The following is a 23,118-nucleotide window of genomic DNA, read 5'->3' as shown; positions in this document are numbered from 1 at the left end:
AATCGATATTAACTATAAAAATTATACATAATTTATTGTAAAATAAAAGAAAAAACTTGAATAATTTTATGAGAATAAAAAATTTAATACTAATAGTAATTCTATTAATTAGCCTTAGTTGTTCAAAAAATAAAAATATAGTTGTACTAACAGACAATAAGGCAATTCCATTTTATGTAAATCAATTTAACATAGAAAATAAACTGAACTTTATAATTAAGTTTAGAAATAACATTGACCTGCAAACAATCGAAAAAGAAAATGCACAAATAATTATTTCTAAAAATATTGGCAACACAAATATTAGCAGTAATTTTAAATCTATAAGAATCAATTATAATCCGGATTATCCTATCTTAAAGCATATTTTCAAACAATTTAATTATAAAATTATACCGCTAAGCTTTGACATTCCCATTTTAATCTATAAAAATACACACCAGATTAAAAAGTACCTAAACAATGAATCTTTAAAAGAAGAATACGAAAATTTCATTAAAGACGGAAAATTTTTTATATCGCCTTATATTTCTGAAAATTTATTTTATGTAATTTCTGAAATAAATGACGTTAGATTTTCTTTTGAAAAGAATAAATTAAATTACAATGAAAATAAAATTTCAGAAATGCTAAAACATTTTTCATCGTTTTTAAATGCAAAACAAATGGATTTGCAAAAAGATTTCTTTAATAAATACGGCTATCTCAAGCTAAACAAAATATTACTTAATAATAAATCTCTTTTAATAGCGGGATTAACTGATCTAGCCTTTTACAATAACTTAAACCAACAAGAGAAAGCACAAATAAAATTTTCATACCTAATAAACAACAGCAATGAAATTGTCATCTCAAGTCCGAATTTTATTGGTATTTTAGAAACATCTATTTTAACTGAAAAATTTATGAGATGGATTTTAGATAAAAAAAATCAAAAAAACCTAATTGAATTAAACAATCAATTCCAATCAAATATATGTTTTGGACTTGCCAATGGTTTTACTCCTTACAAGGAACTAAATTTAAAAATAAAACACTCAATTGATGGAATATCTCCTTTCATTATTGATGAAAATCAAATAAATAACTATTCTTATGTATTAAACAAAGAGATCATTGAAAAAGAAAATTTATTGATAAATGAATGGTTTTCCTCTAAAATTAAAAATCCAAAAAAATTTGAAAATTAAAAATGAATTTCCTTATGGTTTAAAATAACTATTTTAAAAATAAGAAAAAACAATAACGCCGAAAGAATAATTAAAGATATGTACACACTATTAAAAACATATATAAGAATAGAAATAAAAACAATTAAAAAATAATTTACTAAAAGGCAAGCAATCCCTGAAAAAATAGCTATCATTAATGAGACTAGAAAAATCATAAGCTTGGAATTGAAATTAAACTCTATTTTGGAAAACAAAGAGATAAAAACCGCTCCTATTAAAACCAACAAAACAGGAGAAATCAACAAAGCTAAACTTAAGGAAAAAATATTAATTAATTTCAAATTTAATATAGAAACCTTATTAAAAGCGCTTGACAAATTTTGAATTTTTAAAAAAAATCCAACATCAACAATATTTGAAAATAAAGCTAAATTTTCTACATTTTCATTAATTTTGACAACCTCTAAAACATTTCTATCAAAATTATCTAAAGACACAAAGACCTTGGTAAGAGTAATTTCGCTCTCTTCATTGTCTTTGTCTAAAACATTTTGATACACAAAATTACCTCTCAAAGTAGCAAATGGAATTTTTATATGCAATATAACATTTCCTGTTTTATTAAACCTAATAAGTTCAAAATTTTTTATTATTTTAGAATAATTATTAAGAGCAACAACCTTTTGCATATAAATATAATCATAAAAGCCTTTATTAGTATTGGGCTGCAATAAAAATACATCGTTTATTCCGTAATATTCAAAATATTTTTCAATCTCATCAAAAAAAAGATATCTTTTCCTAAGCTTTTCAAGCGATTTATTTTTATAATTCAAAATTTCATTATCGCTGGGCATTATTTTATGAAGATTAGAAAAACCATAATAAGCTAATTTAAATTTTTCAGTATTAAGATACAAAAAATTTTTTTGCTTTTCTTCAGAAATTAACTGCATTTTTTCTTTTTCAAAATTCCTGTTTTCATTAATAAAGTTAAAAGTTAAATTTAAAAGCGCAACAAAATTATCGTCCTTTGTTGCTACATAGGCGATATAAGCAAAATAATTGGCCGTATAATAATCATTTTGAGAAATAAATTCATTGACAATATTAAAAAAATCTTGCTTTTTAAGGCTTTGCAAAGAATATCGTGAAAAAGTTTTTTTAACCTTTTCTAAATCAAAATCATAGCTTGGAATTTTACTATATTCAGATTTCACTAAATAGTAATTTGTTAAAAGCTCCTCATTATCTACATAAATAATTCGCATTTTATCATATATTCTAATCAAATTTTCAAGACAATTTCTCTTTTGCTTCATTGAATCTGACAAATCAGAAAATGAAAAAAATCTATTTGAAGACAAATTCATATCAATATTTTTAATTTTAAGAGATATTTGATTTGCTTCACTTTCAAGAAGATTATATCTATCGTAACTAAACTTATATTCATTTCTCTGGGCAATTATATAAGGCAATATTAAATTAAATACAAGAGTAAAAAAAAGACCCATAATAAAAAATAAGATTAAAAATGTATAAAGTCTAGAAAATAAATACCCATTATACGATTTTAAATAAATCTTTATTTCTTGCTGAGCAAAAAAAGCAAAGTAAATGCAAACAATAAAAATAAAAAATCCATAAAAATACTTATAAAAAAGTAAAACAGAATCAAAAAAGACTGCTATTAATCTATGCTTTTCTAAGAAATTTTCTCCAAAAAAATAAGAATAACTAAAGATTAAACCTATAAAAAAACACAAAAAAATAATGAAATTGCTCAAAAATGCATATATTTCTCTTTTCATAAGCTTTAATAATTAACTACCCTTATATAAATTATCATCTAAATCTTTGCTGATTTTAATATATTCTGAGACAAAGCCAAATAAATAGGTAGAAAAAAAAGTTAAAACGCAAAAAATAAAAGGAATAAAATCGGAGATCATGCTTTTTCCTATTATTTCATTGTAAATCTTAGGAAACTCAATCGAATAGACATTATAAATTTTTAAAAAAAATATAATAAAAATGGGATAAAGAAAAATTGCAAAACTGTTTGAAAAAATAAGATTAAAAATATAGGAAAACGCAAATAACAATAAAGAAATTCCCAATATATTGAAAATTAAATTTAAATAATTGAGTGAAAATAAAAAATTATTCAAAATTTTTAAATCCCTGAAAAGAAAATCAACAAAGTTGTTATAAATTCTTTGCTCTAAAAAATTATTCTCAATAAAATCCACCATACTAGAATCTGAAAGATTTGATTGGTAAGAAAAACTTTTATCCTTTTTATCATTCTCTGAAACAATTAAAACTCCATTAAAACCATAAAATCTAGGCCTATTGCTAGAAAGTATTATTTTATCATTTAAAAAATGAACAACCTCATCTTTAAGAATGAAATTACTATTTCCATTAGCATTAATATAGTAAGAATGGAAACTATGGCTAGCCAAAAATCCTAAATAAGAAACCAATAAAATAAGAATAAAGATGGTACAATGGAAATAAAAAGTCTCTCTAGAAGACTTTAAAGCTACTCCACTAAAAGGATGCGGAATTTTCATAAAAGTAACAACAAGCGACAAAGGGAAAGAATAAATATAGGCATTATAATAAAGACTATAACTAAAAATAGAAAAATTTAAATAAAAAAACTTATATTTTAAATAAAATGTACAAATAAAGATTAAAGAAAAAAGACAAAATATTAAAATAAACCTATAAATTATTAAAAAGATCAATCTCAAAGAATCAAACACAGCAGCAAATCCTCCCCACTCAAAAATTGAAAAAACTTTAAGCCTTTTTACTGTCGACCAAAATATTTTTAATCTTTTCTTTAGCTTCTTCAAAGCTAATTTGCAAAGCTAAGCTAATCTCGTGCTCCAATATTAACTCAAAATCATTTAAAATCCTTTTTTCGTAAAAAGGAAGTTCTTTTTGAGTAGATTTTTTATATAAAAATTTATATAACTTTGCTGTATCCAAAATATCACTTTTTTTATAAAATTCATGACCGCCATCTTTTATTTTTTTTGAATCTATTTGCCCCTCGAAATCTTTGATAACATCAAAAACTTCTTCTACCTTTTCCCTGCTAACTAAAGCTCTAATTCCAAAATCATCAACTTTAGCAACAGGAACCATAAAAATCATATCACTAAATGGAAAATGTATCTCATAATAATCAATATTTTGTCCATTAAACTCTTTAGTTCTGATATCTGTAATCGTACCTACTCCATGCATTGGATAAACTACCGATTGATTTAGCAAAAATGCCATACTTACCTCATAAAATATAGATAGTTAAAATTTAAAAACTCATAAAAAAACGCTTAAATTGGTTCTAATATTAAATTTATTTTCATAAAATAAATTTTCAAGATATCTATCATTACAAAAGCTTATTATTACACTAGGAGTAAGTTTATTAATATTTGCAAAAAACATTTCCTTATTTCTCTTTACAGCTTTTAAATCATAATACCCAATAAAACTAATCTCCTTATGAGATTCTTTCAATCTTAAAAATTTTTTCTTTGAAATCACTTTATCCTTGTCAATAATATAACATGTTTTATGGGCATTTTCCAGTATTCCCATTAAAATAAGAAGAACTGTATTTGTATCATAACAATCAATATTAACTCTTTTAAAAATCTTACAAAAAAATCTTACAATCTTGGAATTTAAAAAAACAAGAGAAGAATTTTTAATGTGATTTCTAAATCTTTTAAAAATCAAAACCTTTAAGAAAGCTTTAAACCCAATAAAAATTACTATTGAATGATAAGGATGCCCTGAAAGATATGCAAATCTGCTTACAAGCTTACTGCGACTATCAAAAACATCTATGGGTACGCCTAAAAAATAAAATCTGTCTGGTTTTGAATATATGTCTTTTAAATTAGCCATTATAATCCTCTAACAATGCCTTAAAATAAGCAAGGGAATAAATAATAGCCGTATCTGCTCGTAAAATTGGAGTGTTAAATCTTATAAAACTAAAGCCTTTCTCTTTGAAAAAGGCAATTTCAGACTCCGAAAAGCATCCTTCAGGACCTATTATAATCCCAATCTTGCTAAAATTGTCAAAACTTTCATTTTTGCTTAAAAGCATTCCACTTTGGTGGGCAACATAATATCTAGTAGTGCAAAAAGAATAGGGTAAATAAATAAAATTATTATAAAAATTAATTTTAGGAACAATTTTATTACCGCTTTGCTTTAAGGCCTCGTCTATTATTTTTGAAAACCTTAAAGCTTTAGTAGATGCGCTGCTTATATCTATTTTAGACACAGAATGATCTGCATTAATTATATTAATTTCTGAAACCCCAATTTCAACAACTTGTCTTAGTATCGAATCTATTTTTTTACCTTTTAAACTAGAAATAAAAATACTTATTTCAAAATTACTTTTTTCAATTTTATCTATTTTATTGGTAGCAAACTCAATAAAATTACTACCAATCTTAATCACTTCCGAGACTCTTAATTCCTTATTTTTTAAAAGAATGTTCAGCTTATCACCTTTTTTAAGTCGCCTTACATTAACAAGATGATGATATGTTCTCACATCTTTAACAATAACAAAATCGCCTGATAAACAATTCTCATCTAAAACAATCTGTTTCACAATTGATTACCCAATTTAGATAAATAATCGCAAGCTGCTCTTAAAACCTTGTCATAATGTATATTATAAATTGGCAATTCCTTATTATTGTCTTGATAGTAATTAAAAAACACATACTTGCCTAAAAATTCTTTATCGATCTTATATTTTGGATTTTCTTTAACAAGATTCTCAACAAAAAAATCAATCTCTTGTTCAGTAATGGTTTTTTTGCCCTTTAAAAAGTTTTCTACAAGCTTTTTATCAAAAATTTCCTTGTATATTAACGCTTCCTCCTCAGAAAAATCTGGAGATTTTATTTCTAAATCAGGCTCAATCCCCACTTTATGTATACTCTTTCCAGATGGAGTATAATATTTTGAGCTTGTAATTTTAAATCCACCAGTATAAAAAGGAACTACATGTTGAATAAGTCCCTTGCCATAAGACTTTTCGCCTATAATATAGGCTCTCTTATTATCTTTTAAGGCCCCCACAAAAACCTCTGACGCTGATGCTGATGATCTATCTATTAAAGCAACAATTCTTATATCTGAAGGCAAAACTTGCTTTGAGCTCGCTTTATAATCAACAGGTTTGCTAGAATCTCTTGATTTTGTGGAAACAATAGTTCCTTTAGATAAAATATCATCCGCCATTTTTATAGCTGCTTGGAAATATCCTCCAGTATTAAGTCTTAAATCTAAAATTAAAGATTTAATATTTTTATTCTTAAGATTGTCTAAAGCTTTGCTAAAGTCTACAGAGGTATGCGGATTAAAGCTTACTATTCTTATGTATCCAATGTCCGGACTAATAACATCATACTTGATTGTTTGTATTTCTATCTTCTCTCTTGTAAGTTCAAAATCCAAGATTAAATTTTTCCCCCTAAGAACAGACACTTTAACTTTTGTACCCTCTTTACCCTTTAAAAGATCAACGACTTGATCTACTTCCATAGAAGAAACACTCTTGCCATCAACAGCAGTAATACAATCCCCAGATTTAATTCCAGCCTTATAGGCTGGACCTCCTTCAAAAGGTGTAACAATAGAAACGCAAGAACTATTAGGATCAAGATCTTTTACTTTGTCTTGCTTATCTTGAGAATGCATTTTTTTTATTATAGAAATTCCAATACCAACATAATCACCTACTGTTGTTTTTGAAATCTCTTCTAAATCCTTTTTTGTCAAATACTGAGAATAGGGATCGCCTAAGGCTTGAAATATTCCTTTTAAAGCACCTTCAAAAATTACTTCATCGCTTACAGGATCAACATAATTTTCTTTTACAAATTCAAAAGCTTGAATCATCATCTGCTCATAATTAGATCTTGATAACTTATTATTATTAGATTCATCAAAAGCAAAAATAGATTCAACAATTACTAGAGAGCTTATACCCAGAGTCAATAAAAAATACGCGCATATTAAAAATTTATTTTTCATTTATTCATTCCTAATGCAAAATTAAAACTTGATTTTATTTCCATAATATAATATTTTAAAACTATGTTAAACTCACACCCTAAAAAAAACCAAAGCCTTCTTCCAATAGTAAGTCTTATTATATTACAAATAATCGAAAGCCTTTTAATTTTAGCTTTACTATACCAAGTCATTAATAGATTAATTTTTATTAATAATTACTCCATTAAATTTATGCTAACATTTATTTTATACTCGCCTGAATTTTTCATGGCTAATTTAACGCTCTATTATTTTATCTACGAAAAATTTAAAATTCTTCACAATATTATAGTCATAAATAAATTATTCCAAATAATATTAACACTATTATTATTCATCTTAGGATTTACTTTTAAAATATACGTCTATCAAATCTCTTTGATTATACTTTTGGGAATTACAGTGGTTTATTTAGTATTTAATGCAATAATTTTAACACTAATTAAAGTAAAAATAAAAACAGCGGGGTAAAGATTGATTATTATTCCTGTAGCCAGTGGTAAAGGGGGAGTTGGCAAATCTCTTTTCTCAACAAATATAGCAATTTGCCTGGCAAATGAAGGAAAAAGGGTCTTGCTCGTTGATCTTGACCTTGGAGCATCTAATTTGCATTCAATGCTAAACATTATACCGAAAAAAAGCATAGGTACATTCTTAAAAACAAAGATCAATTTCTCAGATATTATTATTAATTCTGGAATTAAAAATCTAGACTTCATAGCGGGGGATTCTGACATCCCAGAACTTGCTAACATAGCTAATTCTCAAAAAAAAAATATAATAAAAAATTTAAAAGCTTTGAAATATGATTACTTAGTGATTGATCTTGGAGCAGGAACAACTTTTAATATCATAGACTTTTTTTTAATGTCTAAAAGAGGAGTAATAGTAACAACACCAACGGTAACCGCTACAATGAACGCATATCTATTTCTTAAAAATATAATATTTAGACTATTATCAAGTGTATTTAAAAGAGAAACAAAAGGAAATGAAATTCTCAAAACGATAAAACAAAATTCAATCGATCTTCAAAAGATATATATACCTAACTTGCTGTTAAAACTTGAAAGCGAAGATCCTGAAAATTACTCCAAATTTAACAATTTGTTTAAAACAATTAGTCCTTTTATGATATTTAATATGCTCAAAAATCCCAATGACATTGAAAAAACCGAAAAAATAATAAAATCAGCAAAAAACTATTTAAGCATAAATTTACAAAGCATTGGAGCAATCTATAAAGATGAAATAGTTGATCGGGCTTTAAACAGTAAAATCCCTATTACCATATACAAACCCACAAGTTCAACCTCCAAAAGTATAAAAAAAATTGCAAAAAAATTGATAGAAATTGGAGATCTAACAAATGATGCTGAGCTTTTAAATGAAGAAGATTTAAATGAAAGTTATGATTTTGTGCTAAGAGAAGCTCAAGAAGAATACATTGAAAAAATTGAATACCTTGAATCATTGATAAAAAACAAAACAATAGAGAGTAGCGAAATTATTGATATAATAAAATCTCAGAAAAGAGAAATCGAAACCTTAAGAAAGCAAAATATGTTATTTAAAAAAAAGCTTTTTGAAAAGCTTGAAAAGACTAAGGAGGTCTAATGCCAAATTACATAAATTATCCAAGTTGGTTACATCCTGAAGTGATTCAAGGCATACCAATTACATGGTATAGCCTATCTTACATTTTTATTATACTAATCTCTTATAAGTTTATTTGGTATCAAATACAATTAGACAAAATTGATATCAAAAAAGAAGATTATGAAACATTTATGTTCTCACTTGTGCTTGGAGCAATCTTAGGGGGTAGATTAGCATCTACCTTGGTTTACGACAAATCAGGAATTTATTACTCTCATCCTTGGTTAATCTTTTTACCATTCGACCAACATTGGAATTTTACAGGATTTAGAGGTATGGCCATCCACGGTGGTTTTTTAGGCGCAATAATTGCTCCACTAGTCATAATAAATACAAAACTTAAAAATACAAATGTTCAAAAATATTTTTTAAAACTAACAGACTATGGATCAATAGCATTTTCTTCCGGATATATACTTGGAAGACTTGCTAACTTTGCAAATGCAGAACTTTATGGAAGAGTAATAAAAGGGGGAATAATATTCCCCAATGCAGAACCATTTGACACAAATATACCAGGTGTAAAAGAATTTGCATCATCCATAGGACTTGAAATTTTGCCTCACGAACTGCTAATTAATCTTCCAAGAATACCTTCCCAACTTATTGAAGGATTTTTCGAAGGACCTGTGACTTTCATATTACTATGGTTTTTATTTAGAAAAATCAAAAAACATGACGGATTTATTTTTGGGGCATATGTAATGCTTTACGCTTTTTTTAGATTCTTTATTGAATATTTAAGAGAACCAGACAAAGAACTTGGATTTATAATAAACTATAAGCCAATTACTAATTTATTAGAATTTTCTTTTTTAAACATATCAATGGGACAAATTCTCTCACTAACACTAATGATTTTGGGTTTAATCTGGATAATAATCACTAAAAAAATAGCAGATAAAAAAAACCATAACACTAGCTTGGCATACAAAAATTAAAATAAGAGTAAGCCAATAAAATGAAAGGGGTTAATAATTATCAAAATATAAATTCTGTTGTAATCTCTAATAACGAAATTGATCTTAGTGATCTTATAAGGCTTAGGTCTATTTTTAACTTAATTCAAATCGTAAAATCTGAAAAAGCTTTATATAGCGAATATATAAAACAAAATAATATTAAATTTGCTATTATTTATAATTATGAAAAACCAATAGATTTTTCAATAAACATTGCAAATGAATTAAGAAACACAAACAAAATTCATTCTATTATAATCAGCGATGAAAAATTTGATAAGGAATATTTAAAACTTAATCACATAGAAATAATAAAAGATATAAGCGAATTAGAATATAAACAAAGTTTAATACACCAAAAAAAACTATTTTGCGACAATAAAAACACAACTATGGATTTCTTCTTAAATTTATCAGAACTCATTAAAGAAATAGTAATCATCACAAACACCAAAAATGAAATTATTTACATTAATGAAAAAGGTAGTAAAAATCTTAATCTCCCAATGAAAACTTCTGAAAATACAATCAAAGTAACCGACATAGATATTAGGGATTGGGAAAAGTTAAAAAAAATAGATTTAAGTTGCTATACAAATTCTATTCCTGAATTTAAAAATATATTAATAACCGACTGTCTTTTAACTTTAAAAAATAATAAAAAAATATATGTGGATGTATTTATTAGCACAATTGATCAAAACAATATTGATAAATTAATAACAATCAAGGAAATAACAAACACTAATGAAATAAAAAATTATAAATATCTAGAAATTATTGATTCACAAGACGAGATTCAAAATACCAAAGAAATTGAAAAGCTGCTAGTAAACCATATGGATATTTACAAAAAAAAAAGAATATATTTGCTTAATCTAGATTTATCTCTAACAACAGAATATGAATACAAAGAAGACAGAGAAAAACTTAATCTAAAAATATTTAAAATAATGTATTCAAAAATAATGTCATTATACTCTGAATATATTTTTAAGCTAAAAAACAACAATTTAATAGTAATCATGCACACAAGTGGGGGTGAAGAGCAAATAATCTCAATTGCCAAAAAAATCAAAAAAACAATTGCAAGGGCATTTGAAAAAGAAGATATTATTATATTTGAATTAAATATAGGAATAATAGAAGTAAATTTGAGGGAAAACTTAGAATTCAAAATTCCTAAATTAATGATGGCTACAAAAATATCCTCAGAATACAAAGAATCCAATCCTATTATATATAAAGAAGAACTACCAGAGGCGGTAATTTTAAAAAATCAAAACAAAATTTTTCAATATATACTCAAAGCAATAAAAAATGATTTTTTTACTCTTTATTATCAAAAAATAAATCCTCTTAAAAAGAATTTAAAACCTAAAATAGAAATCTTGACAAGGCTTTTTGATCACATGGGCAAACCAATCCCAAACGATCAGATTTTTAGCTTAATAGACAAATATAATTTAACCGTTGAAGTTGATAAATTAATAGTTAAAAAAGCTTTAAGAGAATATAAAAATTTTGTATCAAAAAATGGGATTCACATTTTCTCAATCAACATATCTCCCTACTCACTAAAATCTCAAAACTTTCGAATCTTTTTAAGAGATACTTTGTTAAAAAGTCAAATTCCACTTCAAAATATATGCTTAGAAATAACAGAAAATGGAATTCTTGAAAATTTTGAAATAATAAATAAATATTTTCAAGAATTAAAAAGTTTTGGAATCAAACTAGCGCTTGATGATTTTGGAAGCGGACATACATCGCTTTCTTACATTAAAACACTACCAATAGACTTGCTTAAAATAGACGGGTCTTTCATAAAAGCAATAAATTCTAGTGAAATAGATTTTGTAATAATAAAATCCATTAAAAAAATAGCAGATACAAAAAATATAAAAATTATTGCCGAATTTGTATATAATGAAGAAATATTAAAAAAAATAAACGAACTAGAAATAGACTATGGGCAAGGATTTTTATGGCACAAACCAGAACCAATATAAATTCTAAAAAACAGTGAAATCTAAAAATATACTTATGAATAAATTTTATTAAATTTCAACAAAAGTTATTTTACATTGAAAAAAGGAATAAAACTAATGGAAAAAAAAATAGCATTAATTGCACATGATAAAAAAAAGGATGATTTGGTAAATTTTGTCAAAGAAAACTATCTTCTCTTATCCAAATTCAAGCTTATTGCAACAGGAACAACGGGATCCAGAATTCAACAAGCTACTGATCTTACAATTATTAAATATAAATCAGGCCCTATGGGGGGAGATCAGCAAATTGGAGCTGAAATAGCTGAAGGAAATGTATTGGCTATATTCTTTTTTAGAGATCCACTAACAAGCCAGCCCCACGAACCAGATGTGTCAGCTCTTATTAGGCTTTGCGATGTACATAATATACCGCTTGCAACAAACATAAAAACAGCAAAAATTTTAATAAAAGGGCTTGGGGACTTGATTCCAAAATAGGCTTTAATTCTAAATTAAAGCCTAAAAATCAAAAATATAAATTAATTCATCATAATAGATGAAGTTTTTTCAATACCATCGATAATATAATTGATAGAATCAAGGAAAGTTTTGGCATCTGAATTATTCTCATCAATTGAAACTTCTAATTTTGAATTTTTAATTTCAAGATCTTTAAAAGTACCGATAAGATCACTGGTAGCACCATGCAAATTACTATTTATAATCTTTTTAAAATCAGGAGTAATCCCAACGAAAATAAATGCCTCTCTCCCAGAGATAGTAATTGGAGCTTCTCCTGCATAAATATTGTCATAAAGATAAACTATTAACTTTGCATCCTCTTTTGAAGGTATTGTTTCAAAATATCCATCCTTTTCAGAAAAATATAAAACCTTTATATTCTCCCCCAAACTTTTTCGATCATTTTTTGAATGCACTACTCCCATAGCATGGAAAATATGACCAATAGTATGTTCATCTATTTTAGAAGTATCATCGAGTGTAGAAGGACTATCTACTTCTTGCTCTTCAACATATTCATTTGAATTATCTTTTGAGGTACATGCAATTATTAAAAATAATAAAAATCCTATTATATAGCTTTTCAAAAAACCATTTTTATACATAAAAATTCTCCCTTATGATTTATTTATAACATTTAAATTAAAGGTAAGTTTACAATAAATAATTTATTTTGTACACACTTTAAAAACAATTAAAATGTTAAAATAAAGTAGGAGGACTTATTAATGAAAAAACAAAATCCATGGATATCTTTAAGTGAAGAAGAAAAAAGTCAAATTTTCAATTTTTCCGAAAACTACAAACAATTTATAAGTAAATTTAAAACAGAAAGGGAAGTTACATCCTATGCCCTAGATAAAGCAAAAAAAAGGGGATTTCTTAACGCTGAGGAGAAAAAAAATTTAACACCAGGCGATAAAATTTTTTATACCTGTAGAGAAAAATCTGTTGCTTTTGCCATTATTGGCAAAAATCCTATTGAAAATGGAATGAATTTAATTGTTTCTCACACAGATTCACCAAGGCTTGATGCAAAACCTTCACCAATCTCTGAAGAAAATGAACTTGCATTCCTTAAAACCAACTATTATGGGGGAATAAAAAAGTACCAATGGTTATCCACACCCCTTTCAATAAGAGGCGTGGTATTCTTAAAAAATGGAGAAAAAGTTGAAATCAATATTGGTGACAATGAAAACGATCCTGTATTTATAATTCCCGACATTTTGCCTCATCTTGATAGAAAAATACAAAGAAATAAAAAATCAGATGAAATTGTTGAGGGAGAAAATCTAAAAATTTTAATTGGAAGCATACCAATAGACACAAAAGAAAAAAATAAAGTTAAACTGTCGACTTTGCAACTAATAAAAGAAAAATACAAAATAGAAGAAGAAGATTTCGTATCATCAGAAATTGAAATAGTACCTGCAGGAACAGCAAGAGACATTGGATTTGACAAAGCTTTAATTGGTGCTTACGGACAAGATGACAAAATCTGCGCTTATACTTCACTAGAATCCATATTTGACCTTGAAGAAATTCCAAACAAAACAGCTATTTGCTTCCTTGTAGACAAAGAAGAAATCGGCTCAACAGGTTCAACTGGATTAGACTCAAGATATCTTGAATATTTTGTCTCTGACATAATCTTTAAAATTAAAAAATCGGAATACAACAATCTTCAAGTCCAAAAAGCCTTGTGGAATTCAAAAAGCATTTCTGCTGATGTGTGTGCAGCAATAAATCCACTATTCAGCTCAGTTCATGACGAACAAAATGCTCCAAAACTTGGCTATGGTATACCCATAATGAAATATACAGGGCATGGTGGAAAAAGTATGGCCAGCGATGCTGATGCCGAGCTTGTTTCTTATATCAGGCAATTATTAAATAAAAACAATATAGCCTGGCAAGTAGCAACACTTGGAAAAGTAGAAGAAGGAGGTGGCGGAACTGTTGCTAAATTCTTAGCTAGTTATGGAATAAGAACAATAGACATGGGGCCTGCTGTTATTAGCATGCATTCTCCAATGGAAATAACTTCTAAATTTGATCTATACAATGCTTACTTAGCATACAAAGCTTTCTACAAGGAATAAAATTGCTATGGCAGATGATTTAGAAAAAACAAATAAAATCAAAGTAGCAGAGCACATTGTAGAATGCTTTGGGGGAATCAAAAATATTAAAAACATACACAAAGAAATAACAAGAATAAAGATTCTAGTAGATAGCAATTCTTTAGTCAAAAGAGATGATTTAACAAAAAATGAAAACATAATAGGAACTATTAAATCTAATGAACTTACAGAAGTTGTAATGAATTTTGAAATAATAGATGATGTTTATAATAAAATTTTATATATGATGAATGAATAAGTAAAATAAAGTCTCTACAGAGGCTTTATTTTACTGTTTAGTATTTCTCATGTATTCAATAACAGATTCAGGACCCAACTCTTTATTCAAAATTTTATATATAACACTTAGCAAGCTATTAGGGGTGAGATCACGATTTAATTCTTTTAAAAAGGAGAAAATTGATTTAGCAGCCAAAACCCCCTCTGGCAAGTATCCAATTTTTTCAATATTGCTTATCAAATCATCTATACTAAAAAAATCTCCTAAAATGTTTTTGCTAACAATTTCATTGCCAAATCGTCTATTTCGTCCAAACATGCTTCTACAAGTAACATCTAAATCGCCAGAACCAGACAAAAATAAAAACGTTTCAACATTACCTCCCCCGAGCTCAATTGCAATATCCTTCATATTATTCAAGGATATTGAAAATAAAAATGACTCTGTATTGTTACCTATCAAATTAGGATAATTTGATTTATAAGCATCTAAAATTCCAAATGCAATCGCAAACACATTTTTTAAAGCTGCTGCTACTTGTACACCAAAAACATCGTTACTATAAAACAAAGAAATTGGTGTTTTAGCAAATAAATTAATAAACAAATATGCATTTTCCTTGCTATTGCTAGCTGCAACAAGTCCTGTTATTACACCAAGTCCAACCTCCTCGGCATGGCTTGGACCAACAATATAAGTGATTTCATCTTTGTATCCTTTAATAATACTCTCAGCAGCTTCAACAACTGTTTTAATCTTTTCGTTAAAGGTAATGAACCCTTTTGTAAGTATTGCTAATTTTGGCTTTATCTTTAAAGAATGGAAAAATTGATCCAACTTTTTAAAAATATCAACGGTAAAAAGAGAAGGGGTTGCAATGAAAATATAATCAGACATCGATACAACTTCAAACAAATCTGAACTTGCAACTAAATTTTTTGGCAATTTAATTCCCTTTAAATATTTGACATTAACATTATCATTATTAATACCATTTCTAACATCTTCTTCAAAAGACCATAGAAAAATATTAAAATCAAATTTATCTGCCAAAGACTTTGCAATAGCTGTTCCCCAAGCGCCTGCTCCTATTACTGATATTTTCATAAATACTCCCTATAACCTTATAAAAATTCATATTTTATTGTCTCATCTAAATAGATTTTTATTTTACCAGAATTTTCAATTTTCTTAAAAAGAATTTCATCTATTAAAAGTTTCCCCATTTCTTTGAATATAAATTTTTCAACACCTTTTAATCCATAACCCTTTCCATAAATCTTTTCTCGAATATAATCAACAACACTTTTTTCAAAAAACACATCAAATTTTTTATCTCTCAATATCTTAGCGAAACTATTAAGGCCGTTAAAAATAATTTTTTCAAAATCTAACTCATCAACAGATTTAAATACAAAAACATAATCAATTAACTCTAAAAGTTCATTGGGAAATCTCTTCTTCAATATAAGATTATAATCATCTCCTCCTGCCATTTTATTTTTAAAGCCAATACTATTAAGCTCGTTACTCTCGGCATTGATACTTATTATTATTAAGCTTTCTGATAAGCTTACCTTTTTCCCAAGACCATCAAAAAGTTTGCCCGTTTTAAATCCTTCCATAAAAAAATCTAAAACCCTTTTATTGCATTTATCAAAATCTGATAGAAAAATAATAGAGTTGGAAGATTTGTTCAAAAATTTGAAAAACCTGGTAGATTCATAATATCCTTCATTACTTAAAACAGGACCAATCAATCTATCAAGAGAATTAAAATCTCCATACTCACCCATATTAAGATTAAATTTAGGAATTTTAAACTCTTGTGATAAAATATCCGTTAATTTACATTTTCCTGCCCCAGAAGCACCAATAAAAGCAAATATACCAATAGTACTCCTATTGGCTAGCAAATTAAATTTTAATAATTTGATATTTAATATCAAATCGAATATCAAACCGTCATGTATAACAAGCTCTTTTTTTATTCTATTTTCTAGATTAATTAACAATTCATTATTATACTCTTCAAAATTAAAAATATTAGAGCCAACAATAGACTTAATAAGATCACACACATCGTCTTTTGTTATGACCCTTTTTATGTTTTCAAGCTTAAATTTAGAACCTAGTTCATCCAAAATATCGAAAGCCTTGTCTGGAAGAAATCTATCTTTAATATATTTTTGAGACATGGCAATGCAAGTTCGTACTGCCTCATCCGAATATTCCACACCATGATACCTCTCATAATCCTTTTTAATCTCCTGCAAAATATAATAGGTATCGTCAAAATTGGGCTCTTTGAGTTCTATACTCTGAAACCTTCTCATTAAAGCTTTATCTTTTAAAAAAAATTTTCTATATTCATATTCTGTAGTAGCTCCAATAAATTTGATTTTCCCCAAAGTAAGAATAGGCTTTAATAAATTAGAAATATCCATGCTACCAAATGAAGTAGCTCCTGCCCCTACTATCATATGGATCTCATCAACAAAAAGCATAACTTTTTTTCTTGAATTTAAAAAATCTAAAACCCTGTTCATCCTACTCTCAAGATCTCCTCTATATTTAGTACCCGAAATAAGTCTACCAATATCAAGAGAATAGATTTCATATCCTATTAAATCCCTTGGAACATCCTCTGTTTTTATTTTATATGCAAGACCTTGAATTAATATTGTTTTTCCAACACCAGGTTCTCCAAATAAAATAGGGTTACTTTTATGTTTTCTAAGTATTACTTGAATTAACCGAGATAATTCTCGATTTCTACCAATTAAAGGATCGTGTTTTAAATCCAAAGCATCAATAACATTTGTTAAAAAATTACCAATAGAGTCTTTATTTTCTAAAAAAAAATCCCTTTGATTCAACTTATCACGATTCTCATCAAAAATATGAAAGCCTCCTTTACTTTTTGATGCATTATTATCAATATATTCTGTAATTAATTCACGATCATAACCTGAATCGTATTTAGTATTTACAGCTAAATAATCATGAACTTCAATAAGTTTGTCAAAAATAGTCAAATTAAAACCGGAGTTAAGTAAAGTATCTAAAATGCTATTTTTTCTTTTTTTGACAAGCACCCACAATAAATCTTTTTCTTGTATTTTATAAGGTTTTTTATAAAAAAAAATAGCATTGATTATATCATCATACAAATAATCCATACTAGAAACATAATCTGGGATATAATTTCCTCTTAAAGGAAGTTTGCTAAAAAATTCTTCTAGCTGTTTATTAAGTTTATAAAAGTCAATTGTACATAAACTAAGCAGTTCTTTAATTTTATCACTTTTAACCAACCCATAAAAAATATGTTCCTCCGTAAAAACAAGATGCTTAGACTCTATGAAAAACAAAAACGAATTAAAAAACAAACAATTTAAAGCTCTTCTATCATACATTCAAAATCAACTACAAAACAATTCGTAAAAATTTCTTTTTACCTACTCTCAATTCAATTTCATTATTATTAAAATCTTCTCTGGTAAGACAATGATTCTGATTTTCTACCCTTTTGCCATTGATATACACACCTCCAGAATTAATCAATCTTCTACCTTCTGACTTACTGGGCGCAATTTTTGAATCTAACATTAAATCAATCAACAACACCTCTTTTTCTAAATTAGAAAAGCTAAATTTAAAAAATGGAATATTGTCTCTACTCCCACTCCCTTTAAATGCAGCAAAGGATGCCTCTTGAACTTTTAAAGCTTCCGCTTCTCCATGAACAATTTTAGTTATCTCAAAGGCTAAAATCTCTTTGGCTCTATTTAAAGAATTCCCCTTAAAATTTGAAATTAATTCAATCTCGTCTTCTTCTAAAAAAGTAAAAAGGTATAAAAAAGTTTTCACATCAGAATCTGAAGTATTTCTAAAATATTGATAAAAATCATAAACACTGTAAAGATCAGAATCAAGATAAACAGCACCTTTTTCTGATTTGCCCATCTTTTTCCCATCACTTCTTGTAATCAATGGAAACGTAAGTCCAAAAGCTTCTATTCCAATTTTCCTTCTAATTAAGTCAATACCTGAGACAATATTTCCCCATTGGTCATCACCACCAATTTGAAGTCGACAATTTTTAATTTTATTAAGCATATAATAATCATAAGACTGCAAAAGCTGATAATTAAATTCAATAAATGAAAGTCCAAACTCTAACCTTCTTTTGTAAGTTTCAAAACTTAACATACGATTAACAGAAAAATGAATACCAATATCCCTTAAAAATTCAATATAATTAAGATTATCTAGCCAATTTGAATTATGAATAAAACATCCTGAACTAAACTTTGTTATTCTTTGAAGTTGATTTTTTATAGACAAAGCATTATTACTAATCTCTTCTAAAGATAAAATCTTTCTCATCTCACTTTTTCCGGAAGGATCACCTATTTTTGTTGTAGAATCTCCAATCAAAACAATTGGCATGTGACCATGTTGTTCAAGATGCATCATCGCTAAAAAAGGAATCAAATGACCAATATGAAGCGAGCTAGATGTTGCATCAACTCCTGCATAAAAAACTATTTTTTCTTTATCCATTAAATCGCTTAAAACTTTTAAAGATGTACATTGCTTCAAAAATCCACGCTTATGTAAAAGATTTAAAGCAAGATTCATTTATTAAAATCCTCTTTGTAATTTAAAATCTCTGTTTTAATGTATGAATATAAATCATCAATAAAAATTCTCTTCTGAGTCATATTGTTTCTTTCTCTAACAGTAACTGTTTCATCTTCAATAGTATTGTAGTCTACTGTTACACAATAGGGAGTTCCTATTTCGTCTTGGCGTCTATACCTTTTACCTATTGTTCCACTATCGTCATAAAATATATGAAAATCATCGCAAAGTTCCACATAAATCCTTCTAGCAATCTCAATAAGCTCAACTTTCTTAACAAGAGGAAAGATAGCAATCTTGTAAGGAGCCAACTTGGGATGTAATTTCAAAACAATGCGTTTATCTCCATCTGGAAGATCCTCCTCAGAATAAGCATCACAAAGGGTCATTAAAACAGATCTTGTAAGCCCAGCAGAAGTTTCAATAACATAAGGCACATATCTCTCTTTTGTTAGCAAATCATGATACTCAAATATTTTAGGCTTGTTAGAGAATTTAGAATGTTGAGTTAAATCGTAATTACCTCTATTGTGAATACCTTCTACTTCTTGAAATCCAAACGGAAATTCGTACTCAATATCAAATGCAGATTTTGCATAATGCGCAAGTTGCGTTGAATCGTGAGCCTTAAATCTTAATTTATTGGACCTAATTTTAAGAGTTTCTACAAAAAAATTCATTCTATTTTGCTGCCAATAACAAAACCATTCATCTATTTGCTTGGGATGAACAAAAAACTGCATTTCCATTTGCTCAAACTCACAGGTTCTAAATATAAAATTTTTTGTAACTATCTCATTTCTAAACGCTTTACCTACCTGAGCAATTCCAAAAGGGATCTTTAGCCTTGAAGAATCCAAAACATTCCTAAAATTAACAAAAATTCCTTGTGCTGTTTCGGGTCTTAAATAAATCTCACTAGAACTGTCCTCTACTACTCCAATATGAGTCTTAAACATTAAATTAAAACTTCTCGGAGAGGTAAAATTATTCCCAACTTTGCAATTTGGACAATTTTTTGACAAATCAATAAAATCGGCCCTAAATCTACTCTTACAATCTTTGCAATCAACCATAGAATCTGAAAAACCATCGACATGTCCAGATGCCCTCCAAACTTCAGGTCGCATAAAAATAGCACTATCTAAACCTACAATATTTTCATGCAAGTACACCATACTCTTCCACCATTCTCTTTTGATATTTTTTTTAAGCTCAACTCCCAAAGGCCCATAATCCCAAGCACCCGAAAGACCCCCATAAACCTCTGAAGATTGAAATACAAACCCTTTTCTTTTTGCAAGAGAAATAATATCTTCCATTCTAACCATAAAAATATCCTTAATAACTATTCATTTGTTTTCAAAAATTCCTGTGCCAATTTTATTCTTTCAAAAACTTTAGAACTACCTATCAATTTTAAAGAATCAAAAAGCGGCGGAGAAACTTTGCTACCAAGTGCTGCAATTCTAATAGGAAGAAGAATTTCTCCCAATTTAAAACCATTTTTCTCAGCAAAATTATAAAAAATTTTATCATTTTCCTCAGACGATCTTTTTTCAAATCCTTCTAAAATAGGCTTTATTAATTCTAAAATAGAATAAATTTCTTTGGCTGTTTTTTTTCTATTTAAAAATTCGTCTAAATTCCATGATTTAATGTTCTCATAAAAAAATTTGGTCATATTTAAAGCATCACTTAGTTTTTTAATCCTACTCTTAATAAGAGGAACTAATAATTTTAATTTTTGACTCTCTTCTAAAGTAATAAGCTTGGAAACATACCCCTTTTTTTGGAAAAAAGGTAGCAAAAGATTATATAAATCTTCATCTTTTTTCTCCCTAATATAGTAACTATTGAAAAAATCCAACTTGTGATAATCAAAAATCGCAGGAGATTTATTAATCTTATCAATCGAAAAAAATTGTTCAAGGTCATTTTTTGAAAAAAACTCTCTCCTATCATCATAAGACCAGCCAAGCAAAGTAACATAATTAATAATAGCTTCTGGAAGATACCCATCTTCAATAAATTGCCTTAAAGCTGTTGATCCATGTCTTTTGCTTAATTTTTGACCATCACTTCCCATAACCATCGGAAGATGACAATAAATAGGCGGCTTCCAATTAAAAGCATTATAAAGAAGCATGTGCAATGGACCAGAAGAAACCCATTCTTGAGATCTTAATACATGGGTAATTTTCATTAAATAATCATCAACAACATTTGCAAGATGATAAGTAGGCAATCCATCTGACTTAAGAATTACAGGATCAGGGCTAATGTCTTTATTCAACCATGTAATCTTTCCAAGCAAAATATCATCAAAGCTAGTATCTCCTTCTAAAGGAATTCTAAATCTGACAACAGGTTTGATTTTTTTAATTAGTGCATTTTTAACTTCGTCATCACTTAAATGCCTACAATGCCTATCATATCCAGGCGGCATCTTATTAATATTTTGAATTTTCTTAATCCTTTCTAACCTTTCAGGACTACAATAGCAATAATAAGCATGACCAGATTCAATCAAATATTGAGCATACTTTTTATATATTACACTTCTTTTAGACTGGACATAAGGCTCATAATCACCCCCTACAATAGGTCCTTCATCATAAGAAATACCAAGCCATTCAAGACTTGAATAAAGATCATTTTCAGCTTCTGAGAAATATCTGCTTTGATCTGTATCCTCAATTCTAAGTAAAAATTTACCCCCACAAGACTTTGCAAAAAAATAATTAAACAAAGCTGTTCTAATCCCACCAATATGTTGCAAACCCGTTGGAGAAGGCGCATAACGAACTCTTATACTCAAAACACAACTCCTTTAATAAAAAATATCTTTTTTAGAAAAATCATAAATATAATAAAAAACAACGAAAAATAAATTTGAACTAAGTAGCCTTGTATGCTTAGAATCTATCTTATTTTTAAATTTATAATACCTATTTCTAATCTTGATTTTTTTGCTTTCAAGCAAATCAAAAGATATTTTCGATTTTTGCAATAAATAATAAAAATAAATAGTAAAAATATCATTTTTTAAAAAGAACTTATCTAAAAAAATTACTAACTCTTCTAGCTTTAAATACTCTTCAAATGATACCATACTAAGAGCCTCGCAATATTTCACCCACTTGTTTTTACTGTGCTTATAATTTAAAATTAAACTAGAAGCCTTTTCTTTCTCTCTAAAACTAATAAGAACAGAATAAAGCTCTATTATTGTTTTACACCTTAATTTATTGTCTTTCAAATAAAAATAAAGCTCATCAAGACTTTTTTTATCTTGTTTTATCAAAATAAACCTAAGAAGAATAGATATTTCAAAAACACTTTTAAGCTTTTTGCGAACCATTTTAAGCTTTAAAAAAGTAAATGTATCTTCCATTCCATTTAAAATAAAATATAGTCTTGAAAAAAGGTATCTAGAATAAATAACATTAAAAATAATCACTAGTAAAAAATAAATTATAATAAAATGGTAATTGAGCAAAATAAAGCTTAATTCCATTTGAAATCTTAAAATTGTCAGAAAATAAACAAATAGTCCAAGAAATACAATATTAAAGCCTAGGCGTATTTTTTCTACCATAAAAATCTCTTCAAAATAAGCTCAATTCTAAAATTGAGATATCTTAATTCAAAAATTGAGATATAATAAATACATTA

General features: G+C 27.3%; 21 protein-coding genes. 8 read left to right on the top strand and 13 right to left on the bottom strand.

Annotated features, from left to right (window positions below; genetic code table 11):
* Positions 1 to 56 precede the first annotated feature (56 nt).
* Positions 57 to 1,190, top strand: a complete 1,134-nt coding sequence (locus QIA41_RS02540) for a hypothetical protein (RefSeq protein WP_320292468.1) — start codon at positions 57 to 59, stop codon at positions 1,188 to 1,190.
* Here the strand turns inward: QIA41_RS02540 and QIA41_RS02535 are convergent.
* From QIA41_RS02535 to QIA41_RS02510, 6 genes are read right to left on the bottom strand one after another with little or no spacing between them, the layout of a single operon-like run.
* Positions 1,187 to 2,986 (bottom strand): hypothetical protein, encoded by a 1,800-nt coding sequence (locus QIA41_RS02535; RefSeq protein WP_320292467.1) that lies wholly within the window; start codon positions 2,984 to 2,986, stop codon positions 1,187 to 1,189. The two genes, QIA41_RS02540 and QIA41_RS02535, sit on opposite strands and share 4 nt — an antisense overlap.
* Positions 2,987 to 2,998: 12 nt before the next feature.
* Complete coding sequence (locus tag QIA41_RS02530) at positions 2,999 to 3,949, bottom strand: hypothetical protein (protein WP_320292466.1); 951 nt, start codon at positions 3,947 to 3,949, stop codon at positions 2,999 to 3,001.
* A gap of 37 nt (positions 3,950 to 3,986) precedes the next feature.
* On the bottom strand, positions 3,987 to 4,475 hold the full coding sequence (locus QIA41_RS02525; RefSeq protein WP_320292465.1) for a CarD family transcriptional regulator: 489 nt from the start codon (positions 4,473 to 4,475) through the stop codon (positions 3,987 to 3,989).
* Positions 4,476 to 4,514: 39 nt separating this feature from the next.
* A complete protein-coding gene (locus QIA41_RS02520) occupies positions 4,515 to 5,108 on the bottom strand; it encodes a hypothetical protein (RefSeq protein ID WP_320292464.1) in 594 nt (197 codons plus the stop codon).
* Positions 5,101 to 5,832, bottom strand: a complete 732-nt coding sequence (locus QIA41_RS02515) for a 16S rRNA (uracil(1498)-N(3))-methyltransferase (RefSeq protein ID WP_320292463.1) — start codon at positions 5,830 to 5,832, stop codon at positions 5,101 to 5,103. The genes QIA41_RS02520 and QIA41_RS02515 overlap by 8 nt, the downstream gene beginning before the upstream one ends.
* Positions 5,829 to 7,265, bottom strand: coding sequence for a S41 family peptidase (locus QIA41_RS02510; protein WP_320292462.1), 1,437 nt, complete (start codon positions 7,263 to 7,265; stop codon positions 5,829 to 5,831). Before QIA41_RS02510 ends, QIA41_RS02515 begins: the two co-directional genes overlap by 4 nt.
* A 63-nt stretch (positions 7,266 to 7,328) precedes the next feature.
* Here QIA41_RS02510 and QIA41_RS02505 point away from each other — a divergent pair, with 63 nt between their 5' ends.
* The 5 genes from QIA41_RS02505 (at position 7,329) to mgsA (ending at position 12,399) form a co-directional block, all read left to right on the top strand.
* Complete coding sequence (locus QIA41_RS02505) at positions 7,329 to 7,757, top strand: hypothetical protein (RefSeq protein ID WP_320292461.1); 429 nt, start codon at positions 7,329 to 7,331, stop codon at positions 7,755 to 7,757.
* A 3-nt stretch (positions 7,758 to 7,760) separates the two neighbouring features.
* Positions 7,761 to 8,903 carry a MinD/ParA family protein gene (locus QIA41_RS02500; protein WP_320292460.1) on the top strand — a complete coding sequence of 381 codons (1,143 nt, stop codon included), beginning with the start codon at positions 7,761 to 7,763 and terminating at the stop codon, positions 8,901 to 8,903.
* On the top strand, positions 8,903 to 9,886 hold the full coding sequence (gene lgt, locus QIA41_RS02495) for a prolipoprotein diacylglyceryl transferase (protein ID WP_320292459.1): 984 nt from the start codon (positions 8,903 to 8,905) through the stop codon (positions 9,884 to 9,886). Before QIA41_RS02500 ends, lgt begins: the two co-directional genes overlap by 1 nt.
* A gap of 20 nt (positions 9,887 to 9,906) precedes the next feature.
* Entirely contained in the window at positions 9,907 to 11,919 is a 2,013-nt protein-coding gene (locus QIA41_RS02490; protein WP_320292458.1) for an EAL domain-containing protein, read from the top strand.
* A gap of 96 nt (positions 11,920 to 12,015) precedes the next feature.
* Complete coding sequence (gene mgsA / locus QIA41_RS02485) at positions 12,016 to 12,399, top strand: methylglyoxal synthase (RefSeq protein ID WP_320292457.1); 384 nt, start codon at positions 12,016 to 12,018, stop codon at positions 12,397 to 12,399.
* A gap of 41 nt (positions 12,400 to 12,440) precedes the next feature.
* Here the strand turns inward: mgsA and QIA41_RS02480 are convergent, their stop codons facing one another.
* Positions 12,441 to 13,028 (bottom strand): LA7/P22 family lipoprotein, encoded by a 588-nt coding sequence (locus tag QIA41_RS02480; protein WP_320292456.1) that lies wholly within the window; start codon positions 13,026 to 13,028, stop codon positions 12,441 to 12,443.
* Positions 13,029 to 13,151: 123 nt separating this feature from the next.
* Between QIA41_RS02480 and QIA41_RS02475 the strand changes: the two genes are divergently transcribed.
* Together QIA41_RS02475 and QIA41_RS02470 are read left to right on the top strand one after the other, a co-directional pair.
* Positions 13,152 to 14,528: an aminopeptidase gene (locus tag QIA41_RS02475; protein ID WP_320292455.1), complete on the top strand. Its 1,377-nt coding sequence runs from the start codon at positions 13,152 to 13,154 to the stop codon at positions 14,526 to 14,528.
* Positions 14,529 to 14,535: 7 nt separating this feature from the next.
* The gene (locus QIA41_RS02470) at positions 14,536 to 14,808 is read left to right on the top strand and encodes a PTS sugar transporter subunit IIB (RefSeq protein WP_320292454.1); all 273 of its coding nucleotides are present in this window, start codon (positions 14,536 to 14,538) and stop codon (positions 14,806 to 14,808) included.
* A 30-nt stretch (positions 14,809 to 14,838) separates the two neighbouring features.
* Here QIA41_RS02470 and QIA41_RS02465 read toward each other — a convergent pair whose 3' ends face one another.
* Genes QIA41_RS02465 through QIA41_RS02440 form a run of 6 tightly spaced genes read right to left on the bottom strand, consistent with a single transcriptional unit; the run spans position 14,839 to position 23,041 of the window.
* A complete protein-coding gene (locus QIA41_RS02465) occupies positions 14,839 to 15,897 on the bottom strand; it encodes an NAD(P)H-dependent glycerol-3-phosphate dehydrogenase (RefSeq protein ID WP_320292453.1) in 1,059 nt (352 codons plus the stop codon).
* A 17-nt stretch (positions 15,898 to 15,914) separates the two neighbouring features.
* A complete protein-coding gene (locus QIA41_RS02460) occupies positions 15,915 to 18,209 on the bottom strand; it encodes an ATP-dependent Clp protease ATP-binding subunit (RefSeq protein ID WP_320292452.1) in 2,295 nt (764 codons plus the stop codon).
* Between the two features lie 10 nt (positions 18,210 to 18,219).
* Positions 18,220 to 19,437 (bottom strand): tyrosine--tRNA ligase, encoded by a 1,218-nt coding sequence (gene tyrS / locus QIA41_RS02455; RefSeq protein ID WP_320292451.1) that lies wholly within the window; start codon positions 19,435 to 19,437, stop codon positions 18,220 to 18,222.
* Positions 19,434 to 20,771 (bottom strand): glycine--tRNA ligase, encoded by a 1,338-nt coding sequence (locus QIA41_RS02450; RefSeq protein ID WP_320292450.1) that lies wholly within the window; start codon positions 20,769 to 20,771, stop codon positions 19,434 to 19,436. Before QIA41_RS02450 ends, tyrS begins: the two co-directional genes overlap by 4 nt.
* Positions 20,772 to 20,788: 17 nt before the next feature.
* On the bottom strand, positions 20,789 to 22,261 hold the full coding sequence (gltX, locus tag QIA41_RS02445) for a glutamate--tRNA ligase (RefSeq protein WP_320292449.1): 1,473 nt from the start codon (positions 22,259 to 22,261) through the stop codon (positions 20,789 to 20,791).
* A 12-nt stretch (positions 22,262 to 22,273) separates the two neighbouring features.
* Positions 22,274 to 23,041 (bottom strand): hypothetical protein, encoded by a 768-nt coding sequence (locus QIA41_RS02440; RefSeq protein WP_320292448.1) that lies wholly within the window; start codon positions 23,039 to 23,041, stop codon positions 22,274 to 22,276.
* Between the last annotated feature and the right edge of the window lie 77 nt (positions 23,042 to 23,118).

It is taken from the genome of Borreliella sinica, assembly GCF_033969665.2.
GTDB lineage: Bacteria > Spirochaetota > Spirochaetia > Borreliales > Borreliaceae > Borreliella > Borreliella sinica.
Note: the sequence above shows the minus strand (reverse complement) of the source record. Positions and strands in the feature narration are given on the sequence as shown.

Coding starts and splice junctions, on each gene's coding strand:
- QIA41_RS02535 (WP_320292467.1), bottom strand. CDS start 2,986: ATGAAAAGAGAAATATATGCATTTTTGAGCAATTTCATTATTTTTTTG.
- QIA41_RS02525 (WP_320292465.1), bottom strand. CDS start 4,475: ATGGCATTTTTGCTAAATCAATCGGTAGTTTATCCAATGCATGGAGTA.
- QIA41_RS02520 (WP_320292464.1), bottom strand. CDS start 5,108: ATGGCTAATTTAAAAGACATATATTCAAAACCAGACAGATTTTATTTT.
- QIA41_RS02510 (WP_320292462.1), bottom strand. CDS start 7,265: ATGAAAAATAAATTTTTAATATGCGCGTATTTTTTATTGACTCTGGGT.
- QIA41_RS02505 (WP_320292461.1), top strand. CDS start 7,329: ATGTTAAACTCACACCCTAAAAAAAACCAAAGCCTTCTTCCAATAGTA.
- lgt (WP_320292459.1), top strand. CDS start 8,903: ATGCCAAATTACATAAATTATCCAAGTTGGTTACATCCTGAAGTGATT.
- QIA41_RS02490 (WP_320292458.1), top strand. CDS start 9,907: ATGAAAGGGGTTAATAATTATCAAAATATAAATTCTGTTGTAATCTCT.
- mgsA (WP_320292457.1), top strand. CDS start 12,016: ATGGAAAAAAAAATAGCATTAATTGCACATGATAAAAAAAAGGATGAT.
- QIA41_RS02480 (WP_320292456.1), bottom strand. CDS start 13,028: ATGTATAAAAATGGTTTTTTGAAAAGCTATATAATAGGATTTTTATTA.
- QIA41_RS02475 (WP_320292455.1), top strand. CDS start 13,152: ATGAAAAAACAAAATCCATGGATATCTTTAAGTGAAGAAGAAAAAAGT.
- QIA41_RS02470 (WP_320292454.1), top strand. CDS start 14,536: ATGGCAGATGATTTAGAAAAAACAAATAAAATCAAAGTAGCAGAGCAC.
- QIA41_RS02465 (WP_320292453.1), bottom strand. CDS start 15,897: ATGAAAATATCAGTAATAGGAGCAGGCGCTTGGGGAACAGCTATTGCA.
- QIA41_RS02460 (WP_320292452.1), bottom strand. CDS start 18,209: ATGTATGATAGAAGAGCTTTAAATTGTTTGTTTTTTAATTCGTTTTTG.
- tyrS (WP_320292451.1), bottom strand. CDS start 19,437: ATGAATCTTGCTTTAAATCTTTTACATAAGCGTGGATTTTTGAAGCAA.
- QIA41_RS02450 (WP_320292450.1), bottom strand. CDS start 20,771: ATGGTTAGAATGGAAGATATTATTTCTCTTGCAAAAAGAAAAGGGTTT.
- QIA41_RS02440 (WP_320292448.1), bottom strand. CDS start 23,041: ATGGTAGAAAAAATACGCCTAGGCTTTAATATTGTATTTCTTGGACTA.